General features: G+C 27.7%; 11 protein-coding genes and 2 tRNA genes. 8 read left to right on the forward strand and 5 right to left on the reverse strand.

The window, feature by feature from the left end; translation table 11 throughout:
- Nucleotides 1-146 precede the first annotated feature (146 nt).
- From C4S75_RS06710 to C4S75_RS06720, 3 genes are all read left to right on the forward strand, one after another.
- Complete coding sequence (locus C4S75_RS06710; RefSeq protein ID WP_105297532.1) at nucleotides 147-3596, forward strand: DUF2723 domain-containing protein; 3450 nt, start codon at nucleotides 147-149, stop codon at nucleotides 3594-3596.
- A gap of 30 nt (nucleotides 3597-3626) precedes the next feature.
- Nucleotides 3627-3700 (forward strand) — tRNA-Arg (locus C4S75_RS06715).
- Between the two features lie 155 nt (nucleotides 3701-3855).
- Nucleotides 3856-5073, forward strand: coding sequence for a site-specific integrase (locus C4S75_RS06720; protein WP_105297533.1), 1218 nt, complete (start codon nucleotides 3856-3858; stop codon nucleotides 5071-5073).
- A gap of 5 nt (nucleotides 5074-5078) precedes the next feature.
- On the opposite strand, the gene C4S75_RS06725 is transcribed toward C4S75_RS06720, so the two are convergent.
- Nucleotides 5079-5576, reverse strand: a complete 498-nt coding sequence (locus C4S75_RS06725) for a hypothetical protein (RefSeq protein WP_146105588.1) — start codon at nucleotides 5574-5576, stop codon at nucleotides 5079-5081.
- A 56-nt stretch (nucleotides 5577-5632) separates the two neighbouring features.
- Nucleotides 5633-6001, reverse strand: a complete 369-nt coding sequence (locus C4S75_RS06730) for a helix-turn-helix transcriptional regulator (protein WP_370431232.1) — start codon at nucleotides 5999-6001, stop codon at nucleotides 5633-5635.
- 184 nt (nucleotides 6002-6185) lie between these two features.
- Between C4S75_RS06730 and C4S75_RS06735 the strand changes: the two genes are divergently transcribed.
- Nucleotides 6186-8036 carry an acyltransferase family protein gene (locus C4S75_RS06735; RefSeq protein WP_105297536.1) on the forward strand — a complete coding sequence of 617 codons (1851 nt, stop codon included), beginning with the start codon at nucleotides 6186-6188 and terminating at the stop codon, nucleotides 8034-8036.
- Nucleotides 8037-8478: 442 nt separating this feature from the next.
- Here C4S75_RS06735 and C4S75_RS06740 read toward each other — a convergent pair whose 3' ends face one another.
- Both C4S75_RS06740 and C4S75_RS06745 read right to left on the reverse strand, forming a co-directional pair.
- Nucleotides 8479-9204, reverse strand: a complete 726-nt coding sequence (locus C4S75_RS06740; RefSeq protein WP_105297537.1) for an SHOCT domain-containing protein — start codon at nucleotides 9202-9204, stop codon at nucleotides 8479-8481.
- Between the two features lie 1681 nt (nucleotides 9205-10885).
- A complete protein-coding gene (locus C4S75_RS06745) occupies nucleotides 10886-13330 on the reverse strand; it encodes a cation-translocating P-type ATPase (RefSeq protein WP_105297538.1) in 2445 nt (814 codons plus the stop codon).
- A gap of 153 nt (nucleotides 13331-13483) precedes the next feature.
- On the opposite strand from C4S75_RS06745, the gene C4S75_RS06750 reads away from it, so the two are divergent.
- From C4S75_RS06750 to priA, 3 genes are all read left to right on the forward strand, one after another.
- A tRNA-Arg gene (locus C4S75_RS06750) sits at nucleotides 13484-13555 on the forward strand.
- A gap of 94 nt (nucleotides 13556-13649) precedes the next feature.
- Nucleotides 13650-14576: a tRNA epoxyqueuosine(34) reductase QueG gene (gene queG, locus C4S75_RS06755; protein WP_105297539.1), complete on the forward strand. Its 927-nt coding sequence runs from the start codon at nucleotides 13650-13652 to the stop codon at nucleotides 14574-14576.
- Nucleotides 14577-14668: 92 nt separating this feature from the next.
- A complete protein-coding gene (gene priA, locus C4S75_RS06760) occupies nucleotides 14669-17092 on the forward strand; it encodes a primosomal protein N' (protein WP_255410603.1) in 2424 nt (807 codons plus the stop codon).
- A gap of 107 nt (nucleotides 17093-17199) precedes the next feature.
- On the opposite strand, the gene pdxH is transcribed toward priA, so the two are convergent.
- Entirely contained in the window at nucleotides 17200-17844 is a 645-nt protein-coding gene (gene pdxH / locus C4S75_RS06765) for a pyridoxamine 5'-phosphate oxidase (RefSeq protein ID WP_105297541.1), read from the reverse strand.
- A gap of 50 nt (nucleotides 17845-17894) precedes the next feature.
- On the opposite strand from pdxH, the gene C4S75_RS06770 reads away from it, so the two are divergent.
- Nucleotides 17895-18437, forward strand: a complete 543-nt coding sequence (locus C4S75_RS06770; RefSeq protein ID WP_105297542.1) for a YqgE/AlgH family protein — start codon at nucleotides 17895-17897, stop codon at nucleotides 18435-18437.
- Nucleotides 18438-18607 lie beyond the last annotated feature (170 nt).

Raw genomic sequence — 18607 nt, forward strand, 5'->3', positions numbered from 1 at the left:
AGTATGTTAAAATCTAAAGAATAATAAAACTTATAATTTTTTATAAATAACTTTCTAACAATTAATATAAAAAGAGAATAAAGTATAAAATGAAAACTTTTAAAATTAATATTATTAGTATATTCGCAAACAAGAATTAAGGTAAAATGAAGTTAAATTACAATAAATTAAATAACCTTACCGGATGGGTTGTTTTTATTATAGCAGCAATAACTTATTTATTAACTATTGAACCCAATTTCAGTTTTTGGGATTGTGGTGAATATATATCTTCAGCGGTTAAGCTGGAAGTTACTCATTCACCGGGAGCCGTATTTTTTCAAATATTGGGAGCCGTTTGGGCGATCTTAGCCTTTGGCGATCCCACCAAATATTCCATAGTTATAAATGCTATGTCTGCTATTATGAGTGCATTTGCCATATTATTTTTATTCTGGACAATTACTCATATGGTTCGTAAAATTCTGTTTTTACATACCGAACCCAAAGAATTTACTTCCTATCAAATCGCTACCATTTTATTAAGCGGGGCAGTAGGGGCGTTAACTTTTACTTTTACCGATACTTTTTGGTTTTCAGCAGTTGAAGGAGAAGTTTATGCGGCGGCTTCCTGTTTTACCGCTTTGCTGTTGTGGCTTATGTGCAAATGGGAAAATGATTTATCTGATTCCCGATCCAACAAGTGGCTTATTTTAATATCCCTGCTTATCGGTCTGTCTGTTGGAATCCATTTAATGGTCATACTAGTGGTTCCTACGTTAGGATATATTTATTATGCTAAAAAATATACCTTTACTTGGAAAAGTTTTATATGGGCCAATATTGCTATTGGCGGTGTATTTTTAGCCGTTTTCAAAATTATATTTCCTTTTACGATGTCTTTCTTCGGAAAATGTGAAATATTTTTTGTAAATAATCTTCAAATGCCATTTAATACAGGTTCGGTAGTTGCATTCATACTTTTAATTGTTGCTTTTTATTTTGCCTTACGATATACATCCAATCATGGATATAAAACAGGAAATACCATTATTCTATCGATTTTGTTTATGCTTATCGGTTTTTCAAGTTGGGTGGTACTTCCCATACGTGCTAAAGCAAATCCTCCTATAAATTTAAATGATCCTGACAATGCAATAGGTATGTTGGATTATTACAACAGGGCTCAATATGGTGATTGGCCGGTGTTTTACGGAGCTAATTATACCGCATATTTAGATCCTAACGGAATAATTGGAACCGAGGATAATGGCCCTATTTATGAAAAGGATGAAAATTCAGGCAGGTATATTGAAACAGGCAGAAGGATTAATTATAAGTTTAATCCGGAGCAAGTCAGTATATTTCCCCGAATGTATAATCCTGATCCTAGTGTTATTGAAAATTACGGATTAATGGAAGGATACCCCGATTTTACTTTAAATTCGAAATATATTGGTAATCCTGAAGCACAAAAGGTTTTTGATGAGTTAGTGAGGAAAAAGAAATCCGGAGAAATATCTGTTCGTGATTATCAAATGGCTAAACAAAATGAACTAATTAATGTTAAAAAACCAACTTTAGGCCAAAACTTGGATTTTATGATGACCTATCAAATGGGATATATGTTTATACGATATTTTCTATGGAATTTTGCCGGTCGTCAAAATGATTTACAAGGAAATTATGAATCAACCAAAGGAAATTGGATAAGCGGTATTAAATTTTTAGATAATTTACGTTTGGGAGACCAAGACAAATTACCTCAAGCATATGTAAATAAAGCTACCAATAAATATTATTTTTTACCATTATTGTTAGGTTTAGTAGGATTCTTCTTTCAACTGAATAGAGATCCGGGTAGAAACTTTTCTTTAATAGCTTTATTTTTATTAGCCAGCGTTGGTATTATCTTATACACCAGTATAAAAGCATTTGAACCCAGGGAACGAGATTATGCATTAGTAACCTCCTTTTACACTTTTGCTATTTGGATAGGGATGGGAGTGACAGCAATTATGTTTTTATTAAATAAACTTAAACAAAGGCAAATAGGTCTTATTATTGGTTTTCTTGCTTTAGGAGTTCCTGTTTTGGTTGGATTCCAAAATTGGGACGATCATGATAGAAGTAGGAGATATACAGCTTATGATTTTTCAAAAAGCTATTTACAAAGTTTAGATGCAAATCATCCTATACTTTTTGTATATGGAGATAACGATACATATCCGTTATGGGCATTACAAGAAACCGAAGAATTTAGATCAGATGCCAAAGTGGTTAATTTTACTTTGTTGGGTACTGCATGGTATATTGATCAGGTTCAGAGAAGAACTTATAAAGCACCCGGTGTTCCTTCTTCATTAACACATGAAGAATTTAGAGACGGCGTTAATGATCAGGTTATTTTATTAAATCGAGATTTTTGGAAGCAAATTTTTGATAATCTTCCGGCTGATAGTATACCTGCGGATATTCTTCCATTTAAGAAATATGCAATTTCTGATACTATATCTGCTAAAGAAGCCATTAATTTTCTTAGAAATAAAAAAGAACAATCTGCTATTAAAGATTTATATACATATGTAACTGAAAGGGATTATAGAGGAACAGATGTTGGATTTATTCCTGTTAACAAAATATCTTTGCCTGTAAACAAGGTGAATGCGTTAAAATATGGAATAGTTAAACCCGAAGATTCTAAATTGATGGTAAATAAGGTAGTATTAACAATAAATAAACAAGCTTTGTATAAAGACGGTTTAGCTATGTTAGATTTACTTGCCAATTACAATTGGGATCGTTCCATTTATTTTAGTTCAGGAGGAACCTATTCTCAATCTAATATCATGTTTTCACAAAATTACTTGGAATATCAAGGTTTAATTTCAAAATTAGTACCTATATATACTCCCGAAACCAATAACGGGGAACAAGGAAGAATAAATCCTAATACTATTTATAACTTAGTTATGAATTATAAATTTGGAAATTTAAAAGATCCGAAAGCTTATTTTGATGAAACTTGTAGAAGTAATATTTTAAATTATAGAATGTCTTGTGGAAGAGCTGCTATTGCTTTAGCTAAAAGTGGAGACAAAAGAAGGGCTAATGATATTTTAGAGTTAATTAATAAAGAGATTCCAATATCTATGTATCCGGCTACGCCTTCTTATAATTCTATCATATCCGGTTATTTTCTTATTGGAAAAGAAAACGAAGGGTTAAAACTAGCAGAAGCATATAAAGATCAAATTTTTAAGGAATTAAATTATTATTTATCATTACCACTACATGATCAAACGTTTGCTACCGATGATATGAGTAAACTATCCAGTTATTATACACTTATTGTTGATAATATTGTAAATACTTATCTGGAATTAAATCAAAGAGATAAAGCTATAGCATATATCACAGAATCAATGAAACCTTTAGATAAAAGATTAAAAACTTTTGAGATGTTAGGTAAAAATAATGCGAAAGATCAAAAAGTATCTCTTCAGAATTTGATGTATTCCTATGGACAGATGCTTCAAGTTTTGCATCCTATTGATTCTGTATATGAAAAAGAAAAAGCAGAAGAAATTTCAAATATTATTATGAAGTTAGACTAATTTATTAGTATACTTGCAGAAAATATTTTCGGCTACGTAGTTCAACTGGATAGAATATCAGATTTCGGCTCTGAGGGTTGGGGGTTCGAATCCCTCCGTGGCCACAAATGTAAGTCATTGAAATTAAACGTTTTACCTACTTCTACTAAACGCTAAAAAAGATAAGTGTATACGAAATTGTATACAGTGGAAACGTTGAAAAAATATACTCTTCTAAAATTTATTCATAATGAAAGTGAAAATTTAAAGAGATATATTTATGACTTTTTTACAAGAACTTAGAAATATATATGAAAATATATACACTGAGAAAACTATGAAACCATTTACTACACCTAAGCTATATCATGGAGGCAAATCTTATGACTTAAAAAAAAGATGGTATATATATTTTAATTACATAAATCCGGAAACAGGGATAATGACCCGGCAAACCCCGATTTCTTTTAGTTTAAATTTTAAACATAAAGATGTTCCATCTAGATTAAAGCATTTTAATATTTTATTAAACATCATTGATGATATGCTTAAAAAAGGATATTCGCCTTATGATAAATCGTTAAAAGAAGAAATTTTTGATACGGAAAACAGCTTAAACTTCGCGCTTGAATTAAAAAGCAAACAAATTGGGAAAAATACTTTTAAAGATTATAGATCTAAAATTAATATTTTTAAAAACTGGTTGGATAAACAAAATCTTCTTAAAGGAAGTATTAAAAATATCACGAAAAAAGACGTCAATCAATTTTTAAATTTTATACTAATGAGCGGCAATTCCAATGCAACCAACAGGAATAATTACCGTTCTGTTTTGAGTTCTATTTTTTCTTTATTAGAAAAAAATGACTATATAGAAAAAAATTTTGTAAGAGAAATATCAACCCTATATTCCAGACCGGAAAGGAATAAAACGCATGATATAGATAAAGCGCAAGATCTAATATTACATATTGAGAAAAAAGCGCCAACTTTAGGATTGCTTATAAAATTTATTAGTTATAATATGTTACGTCCTATAGAAGTGTGTAGGTTGCAAGTTAAAGATATTGAATTAAATTCAAATCCTCCAATATTAAGGGTTAGAGCTAAAAATAAAGTAGCTAAAACAAAAATAATCCCGGAGGTTATGTTGGAAGAATTACGTCAACTTGATTTAACAAATCCCGAATCTTATTTAATAACATATAAAGGAGTTGCCGAAACTAATACTTATGAAGGAGACAGGAGCTTATATTTTTCTAAAAAATTTAGAGAAATTAAGAACGAATTTGGCTTGGGGGTTAATTATGGATTATATTCATTCAGACATACCTATATAACAAAATTATACAGAGAATTGAGGAAAACTAACGGACAATTTGAAACGTATGATAAATTGATGTTAATAACCGGACATTCAACATTAGATAGTTTAAAAAAATATCTAAGAGATATAGACGCAGAATTACCTGACGATTATTCTCATTTATTAAAGTAATTTCTTTACCCAAGCTCTCCGGGAGAAATTATTATTTGTATATAATGTACCTTTCCTTGCAGCAAATAATTATCAAAATAAATGTATTGTAAATCAACCCTCCAATTTCTATTATAATCGTAGTAAGATTCTTTAGTAATTTCATTTTCGGTAGTAGATCCCATAAAAGTAAATCCATTATATAGTATCGAGCTCGTAATTTGCTCTGCAAAACGAAAACACTCTTCATTATCAGATATAAAAGTTACATAAGAAATAACCGCTTTAGATTTATAACAACAATTGTATGAAATTAGCTCAACATCCTTTATTTTAGAACTAGAATTGTATTTTCTATATGCATCCTCACCTGTAGCTATAAAATTTTTCTTATTTAATAAATTTTTAAAGTCAGATTTATTAAATTCAAATCTATAAGCATATAATTCACTAAAATTTATACTTTGTCCCAAAGTAATTGATACAAAAGAAAACATCGCAAACAATATAAAGATCTTTTTCATATAGAGTAATTTATACTCACAAATATATGAAATAAAATAAAATAAAATAAATAAAATTAATCTTTAATTTTACGTTGAATTTGTATAACATGAAATAATTGATCAACTTCATCTAAAGAAATATCTATGTCTTCGAACATGGGATTTAACGAATGTGCTGTAATAATTTTCTTTTCTAAATCATGTTTAATTATCTTCCTAATCATTATACCTTCCGTTTTATGAACTATTACATATTTCCAATTGTTAGCATTTAAATTATATTTCCAATACTCTTTTTTAATATTTCTGCTCAAAAGCAAATCCCCCTCTTGAAGACTTTCCTTACTGTTATTATCCATACTATTACCCTTAACTTCAAACATAATGAAATAACCCTTTAATTCTCTGTCAACCGATATAGGATAGGTAGGTAAATTTTTTATAAAATCTGTATTATCAAAATTTTTTTAATTATCGGAAAAAGCATATTGGCAAATAATCGAAACTTGCATCTGCATAATGCCTGCTTTAAGTTTTAAAAATTTTTTTCGGTAAATTATTATGGATTTGTTGGTAATGAAAGCGTAAGAAAAAATAAAAATTAATAGGAAATTTATATTTTTGAAAATGATTACTAAATTCAGATACGATATTTCTTTTTTAAGAGCTTTTTCTGTTATCTCAGTCTTATTATACCATTTTAAATTTTCTTATTTCAAAGGAGGATTTATTGGAGTTGACATTTTCTTTGTAATATCTGGTTATTTAATGTCAAAAATCATTTTATCAGGATTTGAGCAACATAATTTTAATTTATTGAATTTTTATAAACGTAGAGTTTTAAGAATATTTCCTGCATTATTAGTAATGATTTTGTTTTTTTCAATAATCGTATTTTTTCTTTTACCAACTCAATTTTTAGTTTATTTAAAAAGTGCATTTTCCAGTAGTTTGTTTTTTTCTAATATTTATTACTACTTGAATAGTGGGTATTTTGATCAATCTTCTCAATATAATTTTTTACTTCATACATGGTCTTTAGCTGTTGAGTGGCAATTTTATCTTATATATCCCCTTCTCTTGTTGATCCTAAGAAAACTATATTTAACCAATAGATGCCTATTTAAAAAATTTTATTATTTATTAATATTATTTTCTCTTATTTCAATGTTATATCATAACAGTAATAGTAATTCCTTTTCATTTTATATTTTTTATACAAGAGCCTGGGAGATGATGTTGGGAGGAGCAGCTTTTCTAAATGAAAATAAATTAAAAAAAATATCTGAAAAATATAAAATATTGATCACCATTCTTTCTTTTATCGTGATTATTTATTTCACTTGTATAAATGATTTCAATGGTATTTGGCCGAATTTAATAACTATTATTCCGGTACTTTGTATTTCAGTAATAATTTCTATAAATTATGATTTTAGTATATACAAAAGTAAGATGGTTAATCACATTGGAGATTTATCCTATTCCATATATTTATACCATTGGCCATTTTATGTTCTAAGTTTATTCTTTGCTTTAGATACACGGGTTAGATACAGACTATTATTTATTTTATTGTCAATTATACTTTCAATTTTATCTTTTCATTTTGTTGAAAAAAGAAAATATGATAAAAAAGTTAAATATTTGTTATCAGGCAGCTTTATATTATTTTGTATTTCATTTGTTTTAACAAAACTTGATGCTAATATTTATTTTAAAAAAATTGGAAATCTGATTAACATAACAGCTAATTATAAATATAGTAATGAGGCTAATGAACAGTACAATTTGGGCAAAAAACATCTATTATCTACTCAAAAATTTGAAGATTATAATATAAAATATTGGGCAGTAAAAAATGATAGATTAAATGTTATATTATTGGGTGATAGCCATGCAGGAATGTTTTCCAAAACAATCAATAATCTTTTAGAAGAAAATAATATAAATTGTATACAAGTGACAGCAGATGCTACATATCCCATGTTGTATTCGAAGAGTCAATTTAAGGGGCCAATTAGCTTTTTTAACTATTTTTTTAAGATATATTTCCCTTTAAATCTTGAAAAAATTAAATTAGTTTTAATAAGTGCTAATTATGCAGCATATTCTAAAGATGAATTAATAAAAAAAATTAATTTTACTGATACGTATTTTAACAAATACAATATTAAAGTACTTTATTTAGGTCAAACAGATATTTATCCAATAGATTATCCAACCTATTATTATTTAAAAACCACCTATGGTAATGAATATAAAAATGATATAAAAAATAAAGAAAATTTAATTGAAATTAATAATTTCTTAAAACACTATTTGGGTAATAAATATATTGATTTAATGAACTATAAAATTAATAAGATATCTCCTAATTATATTCCTTATATGTATGATACGAATCATTTAACTTATTATGGTACAGAACAATATAAGCATCCTATAAAAAACAGAATATTAGAAGTAATAAATTAAAAAATTAAATTTTTTTATTTGTTTCTTGTATCTTACTTGGAAATATGAATAAAATCGTTCTCAAAATGTAAGTAAGAACCATGAGATAAAATATAAATAGGTAAAATAAATATGAATTCTGAATTATCTAAACTATTTGAATAATAAGAATAAGCTTGATTGAGGATTGGATCCTAATAATATTTTGAATCAGTTTTTCAATCTTAATTATTTTAGTTTAAATACATATAGTTTATTTCAGGATAACCTCTTCCTCTATATAACGCTAATTTTCACTAATTGTATAGTTTATAGACGCATTCAATCTTTATTTACGAATAATAGTTTTACCTAAAATGAATTTTCACATTTATAGTATGATTTAAAACTTTTTTAATTCTAGATAGATCAATAGATCATTTTAAATAAAAAAGTTTAAAATATATTTTTAAATAAAGATTTGTTAAGTATTTAATATTTTTTGTTTTTGAGAAAGATATTCTGTTTCTGTCAAAATTCCCTTTTCTTTTAATTCATGTAATTTCAATAATTGATTAGAAATTTTAAAAGAAATATCTTCAGATAGATTTTTTGGAGTATGTTTAATGATCATATTTATGGTATCTTTTATTTCATTTGCATCTCGAACTCCTATTTGATATACTTTTCTAATAAATAATTTACTTATATCAACTCTATGTCTTTTAAAAAAAAGCATTGTACCAGGGTCAAAACAATCAATTAGTACCGCTGAATTATTTATATCTTTAATAAATATTTTAACACATACTTTTGTAACATATTTTTGTTTATGATGAGACTTGGTTGAACCACCTACAACTGTTCCAAACAAACCAAAAAAAATACGGCTAAAAAAACCTCCTGCTACAAATTTCCTATTTGATAAATTAAAATATGTTATATCTTCAATGAATTTAACACCTAAAATATCTTTGAAATCAATATATATAGGTTCAGATTTACCTTTTAAAATAGCTATCTGTTTTCTTTTATCATCTACATTAAATGTGTAAAATTTACTATAACCAATAATCGTTTTTGAAGGAGTAAAATTATTATTAGATTTTAAAGGATTATCTTCGTCAATACGGCATTGAGATATTTCATAATATCTCCATATAATATACAAAATTGCTAATGTTATAATAATGATAATAAAAATTTTCATTTTAATTAAATTAATATATTATTGTTATTTTTTTATTTCTAACTAATTAAGATTTAATATGTTCATTCAAACATTTATGAAAGACCATAATCCCTAATCTAAATTTTTTAGTAATTTTTAAACAAAAGATATAAGGTTATTCATAAATTTTAAATAAAATTTCAATTATATTATATTTTTTTAAGAACCAAATTTTTTGAAGAGCAATTCTTCGATTTAAAAAATAATAAAGCTTTACAATTTTTTATTATAAGATATTTATAATATAATTTGAATTAAAGAATCTATATATTATCACTTTAAAAATAAATCTCTTTTTAATATATATATTCTTATTTTTTTTCAAATATATAAATTATTTTATTTATTTAGCTTAATAAAAGAAAAAAATTATTTTCTTTTAATATAAATATTTTATGATCTCTTATACATTGCTTTATTCATAAGAGATAAATCATATTTTAACTATTTTAAAAATTTAATATAACTTATAAATATTTTTAAAACGTTTTATTAAAATATATTGATTAAATTAAAATAATTGATTATATACAATTTAAGTTTAAAAAAGAGGTAAGAAAAATCTTATCTGAACTTAAATTAATTTTATATTTTATTAATCTAACAATTAAATACTATACATATAAAATTAAGATAGCTAAGTTGGATACATAACATTTTGACAAAAACATGGAATTATATTTGTATATATAAATATAAATAACAATTATTAAATAAAAAAATCCTGAGTTTTTATCTCAGGATTTCTTAAAGACTAATCAGATGGTTCTGCAAGTGAAATATTTTAGATTAACATTCAAATTATATATATAAAACTCTTACTATTGAAAAATAACTTGTATATGATATTTTTTGAAGTTATAAAAAAATAAAAAGGTTAGATTACGGAATTCCGTAAAATAAAAAATAATATTATAGTAAATTAGACTTTTCTTACTATGGAAGTGATATTTTTATATGTTATTTATTTTTTTAAACATATTTTTTACTATAAGTCATTTATATTATTAGATAGGATAATTTAATATTATATTACATAGTTAATTTTAAGTAATGATAAAAATTTTTCATTAACATAGTAAGCTTAAAAAGCTGTAAACTAATATATTTAAAAAATCTTCTCTGAGTAGTAGAGGATCAATTTTGTTAAATATATACCTTCACTATTTTAAATTAATACTTAGCACTCTTCACTGCATTTTATCATAAAAAAACTAAATTTTATTTTTAATAATTTTTACAGTTTAAATAAATAAAATAATAATATGAATTATATAAAAAAAAATAAATATTTTTTGATTAAATCATACTAAAATTTTATAATATTTGTATATGATAAATATTATATTTATATAAATAAAATAATTTTATATATTTGTAGCATTAAAATAACAGATAGTTAATTTATTTTAATTTTTATATAACCTAATTTAGTATAAACCTTAAACACTAAACTTTATGAAGCATATTAGACCCTCTATTTCATTACTCACCTTAATTTATTTTATAGCAATGATTTGTGCTGTATATGTTAGTATACGTATTTTAATTAGATAATAAAATAATTATAGATTAATTTTATTTTTTGAGTTTTGTATTATAGCCTCCTATTATAGGAGGCTCTTTTAATTTGTTAAAAAAGGAATTAATTATTCTACAGTTATTTTTTTAATTTTAAAAGCAAACTATTACTAACCACACTAACGCTGCTTAAAGCCATGGCAGCACCGGCAACCATTGGATTTAATAAAAAGCCATTGATAGGATATAATATACCCGAAGCGATAGGAATACCTATTATATTATAAATAAATGCCCAAAATAAATTTTGTTTAATAGTTTTAACCGTTTGCTTGGAAAGTTTAATTGCCTCAGGTATTTTTTGAAGATCTCCTGAAATTATAGTCATTTTAGCAACATCAATGGCAATATCAGATCCACGACCCATTGCGATACTAACATCCGCTTGGGCGAGGGCAGCACTATCATTAATACCATCTCCGACCATAGCCACAATTTTATTGTTAGGCGAAGCTTGAAGTTTTTTTATATAATCAATTTTATCCTGTGGAGAAACCTCAGCTTTAAATTTGTTAATTCCTACTTCCTTAGCTACATAATTAGCTGTAGTAGGATTATCTCCCGTTAACATATGAACCTCAATTCCTAACATTTTAATCTGCTTAATAGCAGTTAGGGAAGTTGGTTTAATCTTATCTGAAATAGATATTCCTGCAAGTATAGCATTTTCATTAGCAAATAAAATAGTAGTAGTAGCTTGTTTAAATTTATTATCCAACCAATTTTTAACTTCTTTATCAATGGGAACTGAATGTATAGATAACAAAGAAAGATTTCCAATAAAATATTTTTGATTATTGTAAATACCAATAATTCCTTGCCCTGATACATTTGTAATTTCCATATCAGGAATAAAAGTTATGCTTTTATCATTCAAATAACTTACAATAGCTCCGGCTAAAGGATGTTCAGAGGATCGTTCAATACTATATAAAATGTTTTTTTCTAGATCATGCGTTGAACTAAACCATTTAAAATCTTCAACCTGAGGTTTACCTTCTGTAATCGTACCGGTTTTATCCAAAACTATCGCATTTATATTTTTTGTATTTTCCAAACTTTCTGCATCTTTAATCAAAATACCTTTTTCCGCACCTTTACCGATACCTACCATAATGGCTGTTGGAGTAGCTAATCCTAAAGCACACGGACAAGCAATAACCAATACGGTTACAAAGCTTTGAAAACCATAAATTATCCCTTGATTACCACCGAAAATAATCCAAATAATCATTGATAAACAAGCAATAATAAAAACTGTAGGAACAAAAATTCCTGCAATTTTATCAACCAATTTTTGAACAGGAGCTTTACTGCCTTGGGCTTCTTGCACCGTTTGAATAATTTGAGATAAAAGAGTTTCTTTACCCACTTTATCTGCATGAAATTGAAAACTTCCTTTTTGATTAATCGTTCCTGCAAATACTTTTGAACCTTTCACTTTTTCAATTGGTATGGGCTCACCACTGATCATACTTTCATCAACATACGAATTACCCGATAGAACTGTTCCATCCACCGCAATCTTTTCACCCGGTTTTACTAAAATGGTCATTCCAATTGAAACTGACTTAATGGGAATTTCATTTTGCTCATTTCCTTGAATTACAGTAACTGTTTTAGGTTGTAAACCTATTAACTTCTTAATGGCATAAGAAGTATTCCCTTTTGCTTTTTCTTCTAATATTTTACCTAATAAAATGAATGCAATAACTACAGCTGAAGCTTCAAAATACACATGCGGTTGCAATCCGCGTTTTATCCAAAACGAAGGAAATAATGTATTAAAAACGCTAAAAATATATGCGGTTCCCGTACTTACCGCTACCAGGGTATCCATATTGGCAGAACCATGTTTTGCTTGTTTGTAAGCTCCCGTAAAAAATTGTTTTCCAAAAATAAAAACAACCGGAGTAGCTAAGATCCACATGATGTAATTTGCCCAATGTTGATGCATGAGTGACGGTGTCATTCCTATAATTAATAAAGGAATGGAAAAAATCATGGCACCGATGGTTTTCCTTTTTAGAGCTTTATAATGATTTTTTTGTATTTCTTCCAATGAATTTTGCGAATCATCATTTTCTTTGATAATCAAATCATAACCGGCTTCTTGGAGAGAGTCTTTCAATTTTTGCGGGGTTATCATTGAGGGTATGTATTCAATGTATGCCATTTCATTTGCATAATTTACCGAGGCGTTTATCACGCCCGGTTGCATTCTAAGAATATTTTGACTGCTATTGGCACAAGATGCACAACTTAAGTTGAGTAAAGGAAAGTTGTTTTTAGTAACCGGAACTCTAACTTGTAAGTCTGTGAGAATCGGAACAGCCTTGGCTATGGCTTCATCAGGGTATTTACTGGTTATACAGATCCTTTGATTATTTAATTCTAAATTGCATGTATCAATTTCTTTTATAGATTGTAAGGCATGGGTAATCTTGGAAACATCAGATTCATCAATGTTATTATTGAAGGGTATGTAATAATATACCGGATTATTTTTTTTAGAAGAATTCATAATTTTATTTCAGACTGAATATAAATTTAACTATCTATTTACCTATACAAAAGTAGGTTGAAAAGTATTGGAATATGTTATACAATTATGGAATAAATTTATAGTACAAAATTTCCTTAGTTTTTCATATTTTTGCAAAAGATTTAAAAAAAAGGCCTCATAGTTCAATGGATAGAACAAAAGTTTCCTAAACTTTAGATGTGAGTTCGATCCTCGCTGGGGCTACTACGAAAAGACTTAATCTATTGTTTGCAGTATTTTGAGTCTTTTTTTATGTACTTGACCTTCACTATTATAATTTATCTATACTACAAACCAATTGAATAAAGAGCAACTTACATATTTCATAAAAGAAAAAGCCAAAGAATATTCTTTTATAGGATGTGGGATCTCTCGTTCAAGATTTTTGGAAGAAGAAGCTCCAAAATTAGAAAAATGGCTTAAAGAAGGTTATCATGGAAACATGAAATATTTGGAAAATAACTTTGATAAAAGGCTTAATCCCGGATTACTTGTAGACGGTGCAAAATCAGTTATTTCCTTCTTATATAATTATTATCCGCAAGAAAAACAAAACACAGAAAGTTACCATATTGCTAAATATGCATATGGAGAAGACTATCACTTAGTAATACGTGAAAAATTACAAAAATTTGTAGAAGAAATCCAAGATAAAGTCGGTCAATTTTCCTATAGAGTATTTACAGATTCGGCTCCCGTGATGGAAAGAACATGGGCGCAAAAATCCGGCTTAGGTTGGATCGGAAAAAACTCACTCTTATTATCCAAACAAAAAGGCTCATTTTTTTTTCTTGCTGAAATCATTTGCGATCTCGAATTGAACTATGATGAAGCTTTTCCAACCAATCATTGCGGAAGCTGTACCCGTTGCATGGATGCTTGTCCCACCCAAGCCATCATATCCGAAAGGGTCATAGATTCCACAAAATGTATATCCTATTTAACTATAGAATTAAAAGATCAGATCGGAAAGGAGTTTGATGGAAAATTGAAAGATTGGATTTTTGGATGCGATATTTGTCAGGATGTTTGTCCGTGGAATAGATTTTCTACACCGCATAAAGAAGATAAATTTAATCCGCATCCCGATTTGTTATCCTATACTAAAAATGATTGGAATGATATTAATGAAGAAGCCTTTAAAATACTATTTAAAAATTCAGCTGTTAAACGAACCAAATTTTCAGGTTTTCAAAGAAATATTCTCTTTAACAAAAAAACATAACCGTATTTACTTAATTATTCTTATCTATGGGTTTAAAATAAAAAACTGTAAATATTAAATTCTGTATCTTTGTTATTTAAAAAATACATCAATTGGAGTTTGCAAACGTAATTATTCCACTTTCATTAGAGGGTGTTTTCACCTATCATATACCCAAAGAATTACAAAACCACATTCAAATCGGGCAACGGGTGGTTGTTTCATTTGGAGAAAAAAAATTATATACGGCTATAGTGGAAAGTCTCCATGATAAGAAGCCGGAACTATATAAAACCAAAGAAATATATACTATCCTTGAAGATTACCCCTTAGCAACTCCAAAATTAATTGAATTTTGGAAATGGATTGCTGATTATTATATGTGCTCTTTAGGGGATGTATTTAGAAATGCTTTTCCTTCAGCTTTAAAATTGGAAAGTGAAACATTTATCCGAAAAACTTCTCAAAATATAAATTGGGAAGAGTTGGACGAAAAGGAAACGTTCATTATGCAGAATCTCGAAATTAAAACTGCAATTAATTTAAAAGAAATAGAAGCTTTTTTAGCGAAAAAATACATAATTCCTACCATAAAATCTTTATATGATAAAAAATTAATTGAATTAGATGAGCAAATCATTGATAAATATAAACCCAAGAAACTAACTTATATCAAATTAAATCCTTTATTTGAAGATTCAGAACTATTTCAAAAAGCATTGGTCGATATTAATAGGGCGGAAAAACAAAGAGAAGCGTTACTATTATTTATTAAAATGCAACAACAGAGAGCAACATTTATACAAAAAAGTGAGCTGATTGAAATATCATCACCCTCTGTCGTTAAATCTCTGATTGAAAAAAAATATTTAGAAGAATTTCAACTCCAAAAAGATCGTATAGAAGAATATGATGATCATATCGAAGATTCTTATAAACTTTCTAACGCTCAAGAAATAGCATTAAGAGAGATTGAAAAACAATTTCAAAAGTTTTCGACAGTTTTATTACATGGCGTAACTTCTTCCGGAAAAACCGAATTATATTTTCAATTGATTGAAAAACAAATTTCTAATTCTCGTAATTCCCTTTTTTTATTACCGGAAATATCCATCACAACGCAACTGGTAAGTAAAATAAAAAAACGTTTTGGCGATGAAGTAGGAGTTTATCATTCTAAACTCAATCAAAATGAACGAGTGGAAGTTTGGAAAAATACTTTAAAAAATAAGTATAAAGTAATTATCGGAGCTCGTTCGTCTATTTTTTTACCATTATCTAACATCGGTTTAATTATTGTTGATGAAGAGCATGACAGCTCATATAAACAAACGGACTCAAAACCCTTTTACCAAGCAAGAGATTGTGTACAAATCTTAGCGCAACAAAATAATTCAAAAGTTCTATTAGGATCTGCCACCCCCTCGATGGAAAGTTTTTATAATCATGAGCAGGGAAAATTTGGTTTAGTAGAGCTTAAGGAAAGGTTTGGCAATGTAAAACTTCCTGAAATAGAAATGGTTTCCTTATGTAAACCCACAGTAACCCCCAATATATCGTATCGGTTACAAGAAGAAATCCATCAATGTTTAATTCAAAAAAAACAAGTTATTCTTTTTCATAACCGACGTGGATTTTCACCTATTTTGGAATGTAATGACTGCGGACATTCACCGTCGTGTCCTAATTGTGATGTTACCCTTACTTATCATAAAGTAAGCTCAACCCTTCGTTGTCATTATTGCGGATATACCATGGCATTTCCCCAATCATGTCCAAGCTGTCATTCCCATGCTTTAGAAACGAAAGGAATCGGAACCCAGCAAATCGAAGAAGAGGTAAAACAGCTTTTCCCCGATGCTAACATTGCCCGTATGGATGTTGATACTATGAAACGCAAACATGCCTATGAAATATTATTTGAAAACATGGCTCTTAAAGAAATTGATATCCTTATCGGCACACAAATGGTAACCAAAGGACTTGATTTTGATGACGTTCAGTTGGTAGGAATCATACGTTCGGACTCTTTATTAAATCTGCCCAATTTCAGAGCAGAAGAAAAAGCGTTGCAACTCTTGACACAGGTAAGTGGTAGAGCCGGAAGACGAAAAGAAGGAAAAGTATTAATTCAAACTTTTGACCCGGAAAATCCATTTTATTTATTTATTAAAGAGAATAACTATAATTTAGCAAAAGAAGGTATTTTAAGAGAACGTAAAGAATATTTATATCCTCCTTACTTTAGATTGATTGAATTGACTTTCAAGCATAAAAATAATGAAAAGGTTAAAAAGGCAGCTGCAATGGTAGGAGATTATCTGAAAAATTTTATTCATGAACCGTTCATTTTAGGACCGGAAGAAGGATTAATACCGAGGATAAATAATCAATTTATATATAAAATTCTTTTAAAAATACCATCTACAAAATCTACTAAAAATAGTAAAAAGTTTATAAAAGAAGCTATTTCAAAATTGCAAAACCTCTCGTCGTTTCGTTCGGTAAAAATTGATGTAGACGTTGATCCTTCTTAATCAATTTTTGATATACTATTTTTGAGTTACAATTAAATTATAGCTTAAAAATACAGCAAATAGCAGGGTGAATTTTAATTTGAGTAAAAGCAGGAATGGTTGAAAAATTATGGAGCATACCTTTGGATAATCCAATCCATATCTTGCAATGTATAAACAATCCGATCGTGTAGGCGATTAGGTCTGCCTTGCCAAAATTCAATTTGATACGGTTTAACTAAATATCCTCCCCAATGTTCGGGTCTATTGATTTCATCCCTAGTTTTAGTAGAAAGTTCTAAATCTCTTAATTTATTTTCCAAATAATCTCGGTTAGGTATAACTTCACTTTGAGGAGATACAATAGCACCTAATTGACTACCCAAAGGTCGGGAATGAAAATAACCATCAGATAAATTAGGAGCTAATTTTTCTGCTGTTCCATTAATGGTAATTTGTTTTTCAAGACTTTCCCAATAAAAATTTAAGCAAACATTCGGGTTTTTACTTATTGCCCTGCCTTTCCGGCTGTGGTAATTAGTATAAAAAATAAATCCTTCCCAAGTATATTGTTTTAATAAAACCCTGCGGGTTCGGGGAATCAAATTATCTTCAACAGTTGAAAGAGCCATAGCATTGACTTCAGAAACATGATCACTTTGTTCTGCTAATAAATACCATTCTCTAAATAGTTCCATCGGATTGTCTGTTATATCCGATTCGGTTAGCGAACCTAATTTGTATATTTTTCTGCGATCAGATAAGTCTTCCATTGGTAAAAAATATGTAATTTTATGTCTCTAAGTTATAAAAGAAGATAAAAATGGATTACAAAGGTAAATTTTTAATTTCAAAACCTATCAGCTATGATTCTTTTTTTTCTAAAAGTGTAATTTTTATTACTGATTATGATATGTTAAAAGGAACTATAGGCTTCACTCTTACAAAAATATATCATCAAAAATTATCGGAGTTAGTTCCTGATATTGATATAGATATGGATGTTTATGTGGGAGGGCCGGTTGATTCAGATCATCTTTTTGTTATCCATTCTCGACCTGATGTAATTGGAGGCAGTATTTCAATAAACGAAAAATACTATTGGTCCGGAGATTTTGAAGATATTAAAACAGCTTTAAAAGATAGTCTTATAAAACCGAATGAAATTCGTTTTTTTATCGGATATTCAGGTTGGAAAGCTAATCAATTAGAAAATGAAATTAAAAATGATGATTGGTTAATAAGCGATAATAAAGAGTTAAATGTTTTAAAATGGGAAGATCATTTATGGAAAAATCAACTGATAAAAGTAGATAAAAAGAATATTATTTGGATAAACTCTCCTAAAAATCCAAAATTAAACTAATATTCTTTAATATAAATGTTTTTTTATAAAACTATGATATGATATAATAAACAAAAATTATTTGTTTATTTTTTAATTTTTTACCAAATAACCTTATTAGAATGAAATTTATAATAAAATTATGAATTTTAACAATTTTTTTAATATTTTTGCAGATAAGTTAACATTAT

This window comes from Apibacter sp. wkB309, assembly GCF_002964915.1.
Taxonomy (GTDB): Bacteria; Bacteroidota; Bacteroidia; order Flavobacteriales; family Weeksellaceae; genus Apibacter.

Coding starts and splice junctions, on each gene's coding strand:
- C4S75_RS06720 (WP_105297533.1), top strand. CDS start 3,856: ATGACTTTTTTACAAGAACTTAGAAATATATATGAAAATATATACACT.
- C4S75_RS06725 (WP_146105588.1), bottom strand. CDS start 5,576: ATGAAAAAGATCTTTATATTGTTTGCGATGTTTTCTTTTGTATCAATT.
- C4S75_RS06740 (WP_105297537.1), bottom strand. CDS start 9,204: ATGAAAATTTTTATTATCATTATTATAACATTAGCAATTTTGTATATT.
- C4S75_RS06735 (WP_105297536.1), top strand. CDS start 6,186: ATGATTACTAAATTCAGATACGATATTTCTTTTTTAAGAGCTTTTTCT.
- C4S75_RS06745 (WP_105297538.1), bottom strand. CDS start 13,330: ATGAATTCTTCTAAAAAAAATAATCCGGTATATTATTACATACCCTTC.
- C4S75_RS06710 (WP_105297532.1), top strand. CDS start 147: ATGAAGTTAAATTACAATAAATTAAATAACCTTACCGGATGGGTTGTT.
- pdxH (WP_105297541.1), bottom strand. CDS start 17,844: ATGGAAGACTTATCTGATCGCAGAAAAATATACAAATTAGGTTCGCTA.
- C4S75_RS06770 (WP_105297542.1), top strand. CDS start 17,895: ATGGATTACAAAGGTAAATTTTTAATTTCAAAACCTATCAGCTATGAT.